Genomic DNA, 14,228 nt, shown 5'->3' with positions numbered 1-14,228 from the left:
ACGCATGACGCGAGCCGAGCAGCCAACGGCCCACCCCACAGCCCCGGACGACGCCCTGGTCGCGGACTCCCGCGAGCGCGCCGTCCGTTCCCTGCTGCGCCGACCGCAGTTGAGGCGCCTGTGGAGCGCGCAGCTGGTGAGCGGTGTCGGCGACACCCTGTCCCTCCTCGTCCTCGTCGTGCTGGTCCTCCAGGCGTCGGTCGCCGAGGACGCCCTCGGCGGCGGCTACCGAGGCGTGGCATTCGCAGTGGCGACGGTCTTCGCCGCGCGCATCCTCGCCACGCTGCTCTTCGGCGCCGTCCTCCTCGGCCCGCTGACCTCCCTCACCTCCGAGGAGGGCCCGCTCGACCGCCGCTGGACCATGGTCGGCGCCGACGGCCTGCGCGCCGCGCTGCTGATCGTCGCGCCCCTGTGGATCGACTGGATCCACGGTGACGCGCTCGCCGTCCTGCTGGTCACCGCCTTCGTCACCGGCGTCGCCGAGCGGCTGTGGACGGTGTGCCGGGAGAGCGCCGCCCCCGCCCTGCTGCCGGCCCCGCCCCCGGAGGGCGCGACCGTGCGGCCGCTGCCGGACCACCTGGACGCCCTGCGCCGCCTGGCCCTGCGCACCACCTTCCTCGCGGTCCCGCTGGCCGCGGCGGCCCTGATCGTCGCCGCCCTGCTGAACAACCTGCTGGGCACCGGCGTGGACTGGTTCGACCAGCACCAGGCGGCCCTCGGGTCGTATGTCGCGGCGGGCCTGTTCGCCGCCTCCCTGTCCGTGCTGACGTCCCTGGAGGTGCCCGGCGCGCGCACCCCGCGCGCGCGGTCCCCGCTGGAGGGTCTGCGCCGCCCGCGCACCGGCACCGGCGTCGACAAGGGCCGTACGGGCGTCGCCCCGCTGCTGGTCCTGGCCTGTGCCGGAGTCGCCGGCGCGATCGCCGCGGCCGTCTCGGTGTGCGTGCTGCACGCCCGGGACCTGGGCGGCGGCCCGGTCCTCTACGGCCTGTTGGTGCTGGGCCTGACCGGCGGTGTCGCCGCCGGCATCCGGATCGCCCCCGCGCTGCTGCCCTCCCTGTCCCGGCGCCGCCTGCTGGCCCTGGCGATCGCCGTCGCCGGCATCGCGCTGCTGGCCGCCGGACTGGTCCCGGACGTCACCACGGTCGTGCTGATCGTCACGCTGGCCGGTGCCGCCGCGGGCGTCGCCGCGAACACCGGGCACACCCTGCTCGACCAGGAGACCGAGGACTACCGCCGGGCGCGCACCACCGAGCACCTGCACGCCGTGGTCCGCGTCTTCATAGCGCTCGGCGTCCTGATCGCGCCGCTGTTCGCGGCGCTGATCGGCCCGCACCGGCTGGAGAACGGCAAGTTCGTCTTCGCGCACGGCGGCGCCGCCTTCACGCTCATGCTCGTCGGCGCGCTGCTGCTGCCGGTGGCCGCGCTGGTGCTCGCCAAGGTCGACGACCGCTCCGGCGTCCCGCTGCGCCAGGACCTGCGGGACGCGCTGCTCGGCGGCGACGATCCGGTCACGGCACCGGCGGCCGGCGGCTTCTTCATCGCCCTGGAGGGCGGCGACGGCGCCGGCAAGTCCACCCAGGCCGAGGCCCTCGCCGAGTGGATCCGCGCCAAGGGCCACGAGGTCGTGGTCACCCGCGAACCCGGCGCCACCCCGGTCGGCAAGCGGCTGCGCTCCATCCTGCTGGACGTGTCCTCGGCGGGGCTGTCGCACCGCGCGGAGGCGCTGCTGTACGCCGCCGACCGCGCCGAGCACGTCGACACCGTCGTACGGCCCGCCCTGGAGCGCGGCGCGGTGGTCATCTCGGACCGCTACATCGACTCCTCCGTCGCCTACCAGGGCGCCGGCCGGGACCTGTCCCCGACCGAGGTCGCCCGCATCAACCGCTGGGCCACCAACGGCCTGGTCCCGCACCTCACCGTCCTGCTGGACGTCTCCCCGGAGACCGCCCGCGAGCGGTTCACCGAGGCGCCGGACCGGCTGGAGTCGGAGCCGGCGGAGTTCCACGCGCGCGTGCGGGCCGGTTTCCTCACGCTGGCCGCGTCCGACCCCGGCCGCTATCTGGTGGTGGACGCCGGACAGGAGCCCGAGGCCGTCACCACCGTGATCCGGCACCGGCTGGACACCGTGCTGCCGCTGTCCGAGGCCGAGATCAAGGCCCAGGAGGAAGCCCGGCGCAAGGCCGAGGAGGAGGCCCGCCGCAAGGCCGAGGAAGAGGCCGCCCGCAAGGCCGAGGAAGAGCGTCTGGAGCGGGAGCGCCAGGAGCAGCTCGCCCGGTTGCGCGCCGAGGAGGAGGAGCGCAAGCGGCGCGAGCTGGAGGAGGCGCAGCGGCGCGAGGCCGAGCGGCAGGCGGAGGAGGCCCGGCAGCGGGCCGAGGAGGCGCGCCGGCGCGCGGAGGAGGAGCGGCAGCGGCTGCTCGCCGAGGAGAAGGCGCGCGCCGAGGCCGAGGCCCGCCGCAAGGCCGAGGAGGAGCAGCGCCGCAAGCAGGCCGAGGAGGAGGCCCGGTTGCGCGCCGAGGAGGAGGCCCGGCAGGCGAAGCTGCGTGCCGAGGAGGAGGCGCGGCGGCTGGAGGCGCAGCGCAAGGCCGAGGAGGCGCTGCTGCGTGCCGAGGAAGCCCGGCGGCAGGCCGCCGAGGCCGCGGCGGTGGCCGACGCGGCGGCCCGCAGGCCCAGCGCGCCGCTTCCCACGGCCCCGGGCGCGGCCCACGGCGCCGAGGGCGTCGCGGAGATCGAGGAGACCGTCCCGACGCCGGCGGTGTCGCCGGACGCGCGGACACCACGGACACCGGGTACGACGGGGCGGCGTACGGACGGACCGGCCACGGACGACACGACGGTGCTGCGACCGGTGCGCGAAGAGCGCGACCGGCCCGCCGACGGCCCCCGGGACGCCTACTCCGACTCCGAGGTGACCGCCGAACTGCCGCAGCCGCCGGCGCCGACCGGGCCGGGGGAGGAGACGGCGGTGCTGCCGCAGGTGACACCGGGGGCGGCGGACGAGACGGCCGTACTGCCGCCGGTGGCCGACGGATCGGCCGACCCGCGGTCGGCGCGTCCGGCACCGGGGGACGCGACAGCCGTACTGCCGCCGGTGGCTCCAGGGGCGGCGGACGAGACGGCGGTGCTGCCGCCCGTACGCGGTGACGACCCGGCGGACCGGGTGCCGCCCGGCTACTTCCGCGACGAACGCCCCGCGGCGAGCCCCGACGGCTCCGAGGCCCGCACGCGTGAGATGCCCCAGCTCGACGCCGACGGCACGCCCCGCCGCCGCCCGCGCCCCGACTGGGCCGAGGAGACCCCGCTGGACGACCTGCCGTCGCTGGCCGACGAACTGCTCGGGTCGTACGACGAGGGGGAGTACGGCGAGCGGCAGTACGGCGACGGGGGCGAGAGCGAGGAGCAGGGCGGCCGGGGCCGAGGCCGGGGCCGGGGACGGCGGGGCTGACCGGGCGTCCCGACGCCTTAGGCCCCCGACGCCTTCGGCCGGTGCTCCGTTGCCCTTGGCGGGCGCCCCGTAGCCCTTGGTAGGCGTCCCGGCGTCCTCGGCCGACGCCCCGTGACCCCTCGATCGGCACCCCGGCGTCCTCGGTCGGCGGCCCCTTGTCAGTGGTCACCCGCACAATGGATTCCGGAACGCGGAACGTGACGGAAGGGCGGCGTGACCCATGACCGTGTGGGACGACCTCGTCGGGCAGGAGAAGGTGAGCGCGGTGCTCGATGCGGCCGCGCGGGACGCCGACGCCCTCGTCACGGCCGCCTCGGCGGACCAGCCGCTGCCCGAGGCGTCGAAGATGACCCACGCCTGGCTGTTCACGGGCCCGCCCGGCGCGGGCCGGAACCAGGCGGCCAGGGCCTTCGCCGCGGCCCTGCAGTGCGTGAGCCCCGACCGCGCGCTCGGCGGGGCCCCCGGCTGCGGCTTCTGCGACGGCTGTCACACGGCGCTGCTCGGCACCCACGCGGACGTCACGACGGTCGCCGCGGTCGGCGCCGAGATCCTGGTCAAGGACATGCGGGACACGGTCCGCAAGTCCTTCACCGCCCCGGCGAACGGCCGCTGGCAGATCATCCTGGTCGAGGACGCCGAGCGGCTGAACGAGAAGTCGGCCAACGCCGTCCTCAAGGCCGTGGAGGAGCCCGCCCCGCGCACGGTCTGGCTGCTGTGCGCCCCCTCCATCGAGGACGTCCTGCCCACCATCCGCTCCCGCTGCCGCCACCTGAACCTGCGCACGCCGTCCGTCGACGCGGTCGCCGACATGCTCGTACGGCGCGACGGCATCGAGCCGGAGGTCGCCGCGTCCGTCGCCCGCGCCACCCAGGGCCATGTCGACCGGGCCCGCCGGCTGGCCACCGACCCGGCGGCCCGCGAGCGCCGCGCCGCCGTGCTGCGGCTGCCGTCGCGGCTGGACGAGGTGGGCGCCTGCCTCAAGGCCGCCCAGGAGCTGGTCGACGCGGCGGCGGAGGACGCCAAGCAGCTCGCCGAGGAGATGGACGGCAAGGAGACCGAGGAGCTCAAGGCGGCGCTCGGCGCGGCCCAGGGCGGTCGGCTGCCGCGCGGGACGGCGGGGGTGATGAAGGACCTGGAGGACATGCAGAAGCGCCGCAGAACCCGCACGCAGCGCGACAGCCTGGACGTGGCCCTGGGCGACCTCACCGCCTTCTACCGCGATGTCCTCGCCCTCCAGCTCGGCACGCGCGTCGCCATCGCCAACGCCGACGCCGAGGACGCCCTGGAGCGGCTGGCGCGCGGCAGCAGCCCCGAGTCCACGCTCCGCCGCATCGAGGCGATCTCCGCGTGCCGCGAGGCCCTGGACCGCAATGTGGCCCCGCTGCTCGCGGTCGAGGCGATGACGATGGCGCTGCGGGCGGGCTGAGACGGTGGCACCGCGGTGCTGAAGCGCTCAGGGGTGTGAAGTCAGCGGGGAGCGCCGACCGGTCCGGGTGGCGTGCGTGTCCCCCGTAGGAGGCACAAAGCCCACGCACCGCACCTGATCCGTCGCGGAGCGTTACGCTCGCCTGATGCGAACCAGGCCATCTCCCCGTACCCGCGGTTCCCGCCGCGCCCACCGGATCCGAGGCACCCGCCGCCGGGCGACGGCCCGTCTCACGGCCGCTCTCCTCGGGGCCGCCGCACTGCTGGTGTCCGCGTGCTCTCCCGGGAACCCGGCCACGCCGTCCGGCCGGACGGTGCAGGCGGCGCTCGCCGCGCTGCCGCGTACGACGCCGGCGGCGCTGACGCCGTACTACGGTCAGCGGCTGCGCTGGCGCGAGTGCGGTGTCCCCGGATTCGAGTGCGCGACGATGAAGGCCCCGCTGGACTACGCCGATCCCGACGCGGGCACCGTCCGGCTCGCCGTCGCCCGGAAGAAGGCCACCGGTACGGCCGGGCGGCTGGGCTCGTTGCTGGTCAATCCGGGTGGTCCGGGCGGCTCGGCGGTGGATTACCTCCAGCAGTACGCGGGCCTCGGCTACCCGGCGCGGATCCGCGCCCGCTACGACATGGTGGCGATGGACCCGCGGGGCGTCGCCCGCAGCGAGCCGGTGAAGTGCCTCGACGGGCGGCGGATGGACGCGTACACGCAGACGGACATGACACCCGACGACCAGCGGGAGCGGGACGCGCTGGTCGCGGCGGACCGGAGGTTCGCGGAGAGCTGCGGGGCCCACTCGGCGCGGCTGCTGCGGCACGTCTCCACGGTGGAGGCGGCCCGGGACATGGACATCCTGCGGTCGGTGCTCGGGGACCGGAGGCTGAACTACGTGGGGGCGTCGTACGGCACGTTCCTCGGGGCGACGTACGCGGGGCTTTTCCCCGAGCGGGTCGGCCGGATGGTGCTGGACGGCGCGATGGACCCGTCCCTGGACGCTCGCAGGATGAACCTGGACCAGACGGCGGGCTTCGAGACGGCGTTCCAGGCGTTCGCGAAGGACTGCGTACGGCGGTCCGACTGCCCGCTCGGCGGCAGGGGTGCGACGCCCGCGCGGGTCGGCGACCGCCTGCGGGCGTTCTTCCGCGAGCTGGACGCCCGCCCGCTGCCGGCGGGCGACGCGGACGGCCGCAGGCTGGGGGAGGCGCTGGCCACGACCGGGGTGATCGCGGCGATGTACGACGAGGGGGCCTGGGCGCAGTTGCGCGAGGCGCTCACCTCGGCGATCAAGGAACGCGACGGCGCGGGCCTGCTGTCCCTCGCGGACACCTACTACGAGCGGGGCGCCGACGGCCACTACAGCAACCTGATGATGGCCAACGCGGCCGTGAACTGCCTGGACCTGCCGTCGGCGTTCTCGGGCCCCGAGGAGGTCGAGAAGGCGCTGCCCGCGTTCGAGAAGGCGTCCCCGGTCTTCGGGCCCGGCCTGGCCTGGGCCTCGCTGAACTGCGCGTACTGGCCGGTGCGGGCCACGGGGGAGCCGCACCGCATCGAGGCGAAGGGGGCGGCGCCGATCGTGGTGGTCGGCACGGTACGCGACCCGGCGACGCCCTACCGCTGGGCCCGGTCCCTGGCCGGCCAGCTCTCCTCGGCCCGCCTGCTGACCTACGCCGGCGACGGCCACACGGCGTACGGGCGGGGCAGCGGCTGCGTGGACACGGCGATCGACACCTACCTCCTCCGAGGCACCCCGCCACCCTCCGGAAAGCGCTGCTCCTGACCTCACCCCCCACCCCGGGCCCCTCCGCTCCGGGGTGGGTACGAAGCACCCTCGGAAACTGTGTAGACTTACCGACGTTGCCGATCGCACCATGGTGCGAGCAGCACGCCGCTTTAGCTCAGATGGCCAGAGCAACGCACTCGTAATGCGTAGGTCTCGGGTTCGAATCCCGAAAGCGGCTCACATTAGGCCCAGGACAGACATCGTCTGACCTGGGCCTTATGCTTCTCAAGATCGGTCCGCAGAGGTAGAGGCCCCTCGGGCAAGCGCCATGATCGCTTCCGGTGGACAGCCGGTGGACATGCGGACAACGAGCATGCGGCACGGTCGACGAGCGGACGTCTGAGGGCGTTCGTCGGCCGAGCGGTGCCAAGCGCGCCTTCGTGCTCCAGGAGCCGCGGCAAGCTCGAGCCACTCGGGGGAGTGTGCCTCCTCGTCATGGACGGCCAGCACCTCACCGGCATCATCACCGCCCGCGACATCGCACGGTCGCACAAGCCTGGTCAGCTGCCACACACCAGCCTTCCGCAGCATCCGCGCTCTTCACCGCACCTGCCGTCCTGGCCGCCTGCGCCCACGACTTGGCCGGTCGCTGACTCGGTCACATCACCGGTGCCCGCCATCAGCTCGGGTGCGGTGTCCACCGCGATCAAGCACCTCATCCCCGTCGGCCTGGTCGAGCGGGTCCCGCCCCCGGCAGTCGGCATGACCACTACCGCTTTCGCGAGGGCGCCTGGGCAACGCTCATGTCCCAGCAGAACACCATGCTCGAAGCGGCACGGGAAGGCATCGACGCGGCGGCGGGCGGCTCCCTCACCGTCATCCGCCTACAGGAGATGCAGGACTTCTACGCGTACATGGGCCGCGAACTGCCCGCCCTGATCGAGAACTGGCGCAAGCAGTACCGAAGGTGAGACCGAACGTATGACCTTGCGAGGCGCGGGTTGGCGGGCTGCGCCCGTTGGTCATCGAGTGGCGGGTCCCGTCACACCGGAGCAGACCGTGACCAGCTACTCCCCCTACCGCACAGGCTGGTACCTGTGGGAAAGCTGAGCCCTCTCGCATACGCGACCACTTTGACCGCCGTAGCGGTTCTCGCCGTCGTCGGCTGCAGCAGCGATGACAGCCACGCACCCGACGCCGGTCGCAAGGAGTCCGCTCGCCCCTCGTCCTCAACGGCACACGCACCGGCACCGGGTCGTGCCGAACACATCCCCGGTGAGACCGTGACCAAGGCACCTACCCTTCCGGACGGCGAAGTCGTCGCTCAGGCTGTGAACAGGCCGTTGTAGGTCAGCGCAAGTCCCATGGTGGTGTTGCTGGTCAGAGCGACCTCGCTGGCCTGTCCGCCGACGTACTCGGCAGCCTCGGCGCGGACGGAGCGCCACAGCATGTCCTCTTCCCGGGCGAACATGTTGTCGTCGAGGAAGCTGCGCGGGTTCTCGTCGAACGCGCGCCGGTAGTTCGTGATGGCGTCACGGACAGGCGTCGGGTTCGAGGCGAGGTAGAAGTTGTCGCAGGGCGCGGGCAGGCTCCCCCCGGCTCTTTCGGCTGCGGGTTGCTCCGACACTGATTTCCAGGTGGGCGGCGACCTCCGGGTACCCCCAGAGCTGCTGGTCGTCGGTCATGTGTCCTCCTCGTGGCTCTGGCCACGAGAATGGACGGCGCTTCGACAGCACATTGGAAGGCGCCTGAATTCGAATACTCGGATGCAGATGTACACGCGTTTCGACAGCAGCACGGCCGGCACGACCGCGGGTGGGCAGCCGGAGCCGTGTATGGTTGTTGTGTTCGTATTTGATCAGGAGCTGAGTAGTAGGGAGGTGAGGTTGATGACCGCGCTCAAGGCCACCGTGCGTAGCGCCCGGGTCTGCCTCACGTCCCGGGCCGTGGCCTGACTCTCCTGCCCGCCCTTGCCGAGAGCGTGAGCTTGCGGGGCAATCACACGAACATCTTCCGAAACGGATCTTCCATCGTCATGGGCAACACCTGGATCACGCGCGCCGAAACCAGCGCCGACATCCCCGCCATCCGCGATATCAACCTCGCCGCCTTCCCCACCCCGGCGGAGGCCGACCTCATCGAGAGCCTGCGCGCCGACCCGACCGCCTGGATCGAGGGACTCTCCCTCGTCACAGCGGACGAGACCGGCCACGCGGTGGGCCACGCCCTGCTGACCCGCTGCCACATCGACACCACACCGGCCCTGTGCCTGGCCCCGTGCGCCGTCCGCCCGGAACACCAGCGCACCGGTGCGGGCACCGCGGCCATCCGCGCCGCCCTGGCCGCGGCGAATGCGCTGGGCGAGCACCACGTGGTCGTCCTCGGCCATCCGGCCTACTACCCCCGGTTCGGGTTCACCCGTGCCTCAAACCACGGCATCGGCCTGACTATCGACGTCCCCGACGAGGCCCTGATGGCACTCAGCCTCGACGCCGACCACCCGCTCCCCAGCGGCACCGTCCACTACGCCGCTGCGTTCGGTATCTGACCCAACCTGTGCCGCGCGGGGGCTCCCGCCTCCGCGCGGCACGCCCCACCGGCTGCCGATCTCGGGGCAACCTCGTTTTCCGGAGAGCTGTTGGAACGAGTGACTGTTGGGTCTCGGCAAGCGCGTAAGAGTCAAGCGCGTCAGAGTAGGGAACCAGCCGAGTCTTCACGGTGCCAGCGTGCCAGCAGGTGCTCACCACGTGCTGAACGGGGTTTCCCTCCGGTGGACAGCCGGTGGACAGACGCCTTCGGACGGGGCAGTACCAGGCAGCATGGGGAAACCGAGTGCACACGGTCTGATCAGGAGAAACGTCATCAGGCGGCACTGTGCGGTACTACACGTCATGAACGCTCTCGGTCTCGTAATGCGTAGGTCTCGGGTTCGAATCCCGAAAGCGGCTCAGTGAAATCCCAGGTCACATTGCCCGTGGCCTGGGGTTTTCTGTCGCCGTGGCGAGTGGCGGTCAACGGCCCGTTGTGACGAAGCGTATGTATCGGCGCAGGCCATAGGCGCGGCGGTGCTCCATGCGGGCCGTGGCGAGCTGGGTGACCAGACGGCCGTGCGTGGTGGTGGCGTCGGCGAGTTGGCTCTGGCGCTGAAGCAGCACCGCGCGCTGCTGCTGGGTGGTCGCCTGGTGCTGCTGCTTCTCCTTGTTGATCTGCTGCAGACGGGTGGTGATGCGCTGCTGGAGCTGATCACGCTCGTGTCGGGCCGCGCTCTCGGCCTGCGTGATGTCTGTTTCGTACCTCTTCTTCTGTGCGGCGAACTGTTGCCGGATCGCGGCCCGTTCCTGGGCGCTCACACTGGTGGGGGCCGACTTCCGGGCCCGCTGCTCCAGTGAGGCCCGCCAGCTTTCGAGCGCCGCCGCCCGGACCTCGCCGACGCCCGGGACCTTGACCTTGTATCCGTTGGGGCGGACGAGGTACGCGTCACGATTGCCGTGTCTGCTGCCCTGTACGTACCGGACCCCCGTGAAGTCGGCGGCTGTGCGGATACCGGCGGCGATCAGGTTCGTGACCGTTCCGCTGCCCATGTTGGAGAGCTTCTTGACGTCCTGGACGGACGTCCGGCGCAGCGTGTCCTGGATGTGCGTCCTTACCGCCGACGCCAGCGCGGCATCCAGTCGCTGCTGCTCCTTGGCGGCGAGACCGCTCAGCTTGGTCCTGAGTTCGCCGGTCTCCTTGTTGAGCCTGACGGTGATCCGCGACTGCTCGTCGCGCAGCTGGGTCTGCAGGCTCTTGATCTGCCGGCTGATCTCCGTGTCCCGGCTCGCGCCGGCCGCGTTCAGGGATTCGATCTCCTGGTCGATCTTCTGCGCCGCCGCCACGGAGTCGGCCAACGCGTCCACCTGTTGCCGGAGCACCAGTATCCGGGCCTTCGAAGCCCGGGCTTCGGGGCGGGAGCGCCGGGTGGCGTGGAGGGCGCCGCCGGACAGGAGCAGCGCTCCCAGCTGAGCGGCGGCCATGGAGCCGGTCGGCAGCGTGCCGATGGCCGTCAGCGTGGCCGGTGCCGCCGATCCGGTCAGCGCGAAGATGCCGGCGAGGATGTCTCCGGGGCGTCGGCGTGCGAAGCCCGCACCGGCGGCCGTACCCGTACCCGTACTCGCGCCGCTTGCCGCAGGGGCGTTCCGGGGCTGCGGAATGTGCCCTGCCAGCCAGGAGGGGGTTCCGCCCTGCTGGTTCACCGCAGGGGCCGGACGCGGGGTCGGGGCCGCCTTTGACGTGGTCAGCGGAGGTACTGCCGGCGCGGCCGCCGTGAGGTGCCCGTGCGTCTGCGCGGCCAGCGCCCGCAGGTCCGGGTCCGCATGGGTCAGCAGCAGGCTCCAGGCCGGTGAGGATCGCGGTTCCTTGAAGTCGTCCTCTTTCAGGATCAGGAACTCACCGTGGGCTTCGTGCAGTTGGTCCCAGATCGCGGGGTCGGTGGCGATCGCGACGAGGCTGAGGTAGATGACCCAGGCCGAGAACCGGTCCATGGCAGGGCCGAAGTCCGCGCTCGTACGCGTCGGGGACTGGTAGTTGCGGTGACCGTTCTCCGTGGCGCCCTGCCCCTTCAGAGCGGGCACGTACATCCCGTCGTAGTCGACGAGACGGAATGTGCCGTCGGCGGCGACCAGGAGATTGCCGTGCTGGAGGTCGCCGTGGGCGACGCCGAGCCTTTCCAGGTCGGCGACCAGCGCGGCGAAGCGTTCAGCCATCTTGTGAACGGCCGTCGTGTCCCGGATGTTCCGCTCGATCCACGTGATCAGGTTGGTGCCCTCCACCCAGGCCATCTTCAGGGCCGGGTACCACTCACCGGCGACGAGGACGCCCCTCGGCAGGTACTCGATGCCGACCGGCCAGGGCTGGGACAGCTTGGCGGGCTCAAGGCCGGCGAGCTGCCCGCTGATGGCCTGGTAGCGGGCCTCCAGCGTGCTGCTGTCGCGGGTGAAGCACTTCAAGGCGTACCGCTGTCCGCCCGGGGCGGTGATGGAGAAGACGCTTGCGAAATTTCCGGAGATCGCCTTCGGGCCGAGTACGGGGCTCTGCTGGACCGTCCCGTGCTTGAGGTCCGGGTCCTCGAAGCACAGTGTGGGGTTCTGGAGGGTTTCCACGTAGTTCGCGCCGGTCGGGAATTTCCGTCCGGCGGCAGGTCCGCCGGTGCGGGAGACCGCCATTACCCCTCCGTCTTCACCCGCACGCGAATGAGGGCCACGTCGTCGTTGCGCATCCGGGACTTGTCGCGCTCGCTCTGGACCCACTCGGCGAAGGTCTCTTCGCCCAGATCGGCGAGCTTTCCGAGTTGTCTGCCGGGTCCGCCCGAAGCGAGCTCAGGGTGTGCGAGCAGCCATGCGGCCAACGCGTCGGTCGTCAGCAGCAGCTCGTCGTCCGCGCGCAGTTCGCCGGTCGCGGTCGACGCGCGGTCGGTGATCAGGGCGGCGTCCCGGTTGCGGCTGCCGAGCAGCTGCGGGGTGATGCCGAAGCCGTCGCCGTCCGCGATGGGGAACGAGGCGATCAGCCGGCCCTCGCGGAGGTGGAAGAGGCAGCTGTCGCCGAGGGCGAAGGCGTGCCAGGTCCAAGGCCGCGGGGCCGTGGGGTCTTCCGGGACGGCTGGTGCCGCCCGGACGTGGGCGGCCAGGAGCGTGGCGAAAGCCCCTTTGTCCAGCCCCGGCTGCTCGTACCAGGTGATGGGCCGGCCGCGGGCCGCCCGCTCGGTCCGGTACTCCGCGATGTAGCCGTCCCACTGGTCGACGGTGCGGGCCAGGAGGTCCTCGACGAAGGACTCGGACCGGCTGTTCTCCGTGTCGTGCCGCCGGTCGTCGGCAGCCGCCATCGAGGCGACGGCACCTCGTACGAGCTTCCTGGCCCACGCTCCGGAGAGCAGGCTCTCGGACGCCCCGTCGGACACGGCGGCGAAGACGGAATGCTCGTCGGGTGAGGACGCGACGTAGGTGGCGTCCTCACATTCCTCGGGGAGGCTGCCTGCCTTGGGCACCAGGAAGCAGTGGAGGTCGATGGGCGTCGGGTGTGCGCCCATGCTGATCAGCGCAGCTCCGTGGCGCGCGTACCGATGTCGAGGAACTCGACGATGGAGGTGATGTCGGCGTTGTAGACGAAACCGCGTGTGGTCTCGCTGACCCGGTGGCCCTGCGAAGCGGCGTAGGAGCGCATGTGGCTGGGCAGCACGCTCGACATGTGGAAGAGCAGCCGGGAGTAGGTGTCCGGGAGTTCGGCCTCGCTGTCCGGGAACGTGACGGGGGTCCCGCCGGCCCCGGACACGTGCAGGTTGAACAGGAGCACTGATCCGTCGGCGGTGGCGTGCGAGGCGAGCCCGATGGCCGCGCTCGTGGGGTCGCCGTCGGTGGACTCGCCGTCGGTCAGGTTGAGAACGATGGGCGGAAAACCGCCCGGGTGCTCATCGACCCAGCGGGCCACCAGGGAGTCGGCGTAGCCGAGGGCGCGGGTCATCGGAGTGCCGCCGTTGGTGACCGGGTCCATCCAGACGGGGAACTGAACGGTCGTCTCGACGAGGCCGCCGGCGCCGTCCGGAACCTTCTTCATACGGCTCTCCAGACGGGCGGGGTTGTTCGCGATCTCGCTCAGCGGTACGAGGTCCCGGCCGGCGAGCGCGCCGGTGAAGGCGGAACCGACCTGGTTGTGGCCGTAGCCGATCACCGCGACGTGGAAGTAGTCGCGGACGCCCTCTTCCTTCGCGCACTTGACCGAGAGCTCGGTCAGCAGCCGGTTGATGGCGTCCGAAACGACCTGGGCGCGCTGCTGCACCGCCTCACCGCTGCCGATGGGATCGCTCATCGACGCCGACTGGTCCACGAGGAAGATGAAGCAACCGGGGTTGGTCCGGCTGATCTCGGCGGTGTACGGCATCTCGGCGACCAGCTCCTCCGCAAGACAGGGGTGAGCGCCACGGCATAGGACACGCGCGGAAACCTGACCCCCCAGGGAGGCTGATGGTAGCGGATGCCGTGCAGCTCGGTTAGCGGGATCGGACGGCTTCGCATGGTCCGGAAGGCATGATGTTCCGGACTCACGCGTCACGACCTGAGGCTTCTGGTATCGGCAGGGCCCATCGGCGCAGGTGACGGTCTGGGATACGGGAGTTCAGGGGCGTACTGGGCGTGGGCTTGATGTGCCGGCGCCTTGCGGGGCTGGTGACGGGGCGGAAGGGTGGCATCGCGTCGATCGCGGCCTTCATCGCCTTGGGGCGGGCGTGGTTCGCCGCGCTTTCCAGTCACAGGAGGGGCGGGACGGGGCCCCGGTCGTTCACCTCCGCCGGCCGGGGCCCTTGTCGTCCCCGGATCCGGCCTGCGGCGACACTCCCCCGAGTTACGCGACATACGCGCGCGCCGTCGAGCCAGATCCGATGGAATGATCACATCAGGATTCGCCAACGGATCGCTAACATGTGGCCAACGGTTCGTCGGTAGGCCGCTGAACGGCTGGCTCGAACTCGCCCTTCGGGAGCGGGAACGGTCCCTCGAACGAGGGTGGTTCCGCAGGACGTTCGGTGGGCAGGAAGTGGCGGGAAACCGTTGTGGACGGGGCGGGTTTCCGCCAGACGACGGCGGGCAGGCGCTTGCCGCGGAGCGCGGTCGGCCCGG

General features: G+C 71.8%; 9 protein-coding genes and 1 tRNA gene. 6 read left to right on the top strand and 4 right to left on the bottom strand.

Features of this window, described 5'->3' with window-relative positions:
- Positions 1 to 4: 4 nt before the first annotated feature.
- From tmk to Srubr_RS29605, 5 genes are all read left to right on the top strand, one after another.
- Positions 5 to 3,442: a dTMP kinase gene (gene tmk / locus Srubr_RS29625; protein ID WP_189997882.1), complete on the top strand. Its 3,438-nt coding sequence runs from the start codon at positions 5 to 7 to the stop codon at positions 3,440 to 3,442.
- Between the two features lie 220 nt (positions 3,443 to 3,662).
- Positions 3,663 to 4,868: a DNA polymerase III subunit delta' gene (locus Srubr_RS29620; protein ID WP_189997881.1), complete on the top strand. Its 1,206-nt coding sequence runs from the start codon at positions 3,663 to 3,665 to the stop codon at positions 4,866 to 4,868.
- A gap of 145 nt (positions 4,869 to 5,013) precedes the next feature.
- Complete coding sequence (locus tag Srubr_RS29615) at positions 5,014 to 6,642, top strand: alpha/beta hydrolase (RefSeq protein WP_189997880.1); 1,629 nt, start codon at positions 5,014 to 5,016, stop codon at positions 6,640 to 6,642.
- 107 nt (positions 6,643 to 6,749) lie between these two features.
- A tRNA-Thr gene (locus Srubr_RS29610) sits at positions 6,750 to 6,823 on the top strand.
- A gap of 565 nt (positions 6,824 to 7,388) precedes the next feature.
- A complete protein-coding gene (locus Srubr_RS29605; protein WP_189997879.1) occupies positions 7,389 to 7,556 on the top strand; it encodes a hypothetical protein in 168 nt (55 codons plus the stop codon).
- 353 nt (positions 7,557 to 7,909) lie between these two features.
- Here Srubr_RS29605 and Srubr_RS29600 read toward each other — a convergent pair whose 3' ends face one another.
- A complete protein-coding gene (locus Srubr_RS29600) occupies positions 7,910 to 8,212 on the bottom strand; it encodes a hypothetical protein (RefSeq protein WP_229926878.1) in 303 nt (100 codons plus the stop codon).
- 408 nt (positions 8,213 to 8,620) lie between these two features.
- Here Srubr_RS29600 and Srubr_RS29595 point away from each other — a divergent pair, with 408 nt between their 5' ends.
- Positions 8,621 to 9,133 (top strand): GNAT family N-acetyltransferase, encoded by a 513-nt coding sequence (locus tag Srubr_RS29595; RefSeq protein WP_189997878.1) that lies wholly within the window; start codon positions 8,621 to 8,623, stop codon positions 9,131 to 9,133.
- A 463-nt stretch (positions 9,134 to 9,596) separates the two neighbouring features.
- Here the strand turns inward: Srubr_RS29595 and Srubr_RS29590 are convergent, their stop codons facing one another.
- Genes Srubr_RS29590 through Srubr_RS29580 form a run of 3 tightly spaced genes read right to left on the bottom strand, consistent with a single transcriptional unit; the run spans position 9,597 to position 13,494 of the window.
- Positions 9,597 to 11,786, bottom strand: a complete 2,190-nt coding sequence (locus Srubr_RS29590; protein ID WP_189997877.1) for a hypothetical protein — start codon at positions 11,784 to 11,786, stop codon at positions 9,597 to 9,599.
- Complete coding sequence (locus Srubr_RS29585) at positions 11,786 to 12,646, bottom strand: hypothetical protein (RefSeq protein WP_189997876.1); 861 nt, start codon at positions 12,644 to 12,646, stop codon at positions 11,786 to 11,788. Before Srubr_RS29585 ends, Srubr_RS29590 begins: the two co-directional genes overlap by 1 nt.
- A gap of 5 nt (positions 12,647 to 12,651) precedes the next feature.
- On the bottom strand, positions 12,652 to 13,494 hold the full coding sequence (locus Srubr_RS29580; RefSeq protein ID WP_189997875.1) for a vWA domain-containing protein: 843 nt from the start codon (positions 13,492 to 13,494) through the stop codon (positions 12,652 to 12,654).
- Positions 13,495 to 14,228: the final 734 nt, after the last annotated feature.

The sequence above is a fragment of the Streptomyces rubradiris genome (genome assembly GCF_016860525.1).
Classification (GTDB): domain Bacteria; phylum Actinomycetota; class Actinomycetes; order Streptomycetales; family Streptomycetaceae; genus Streptomyces; species Streptomyces rubradiris.
Note: the sequence above shows the minus strand (reverse complement) of the source record. Positions and strands in the feature narration are given on the sequence as shown.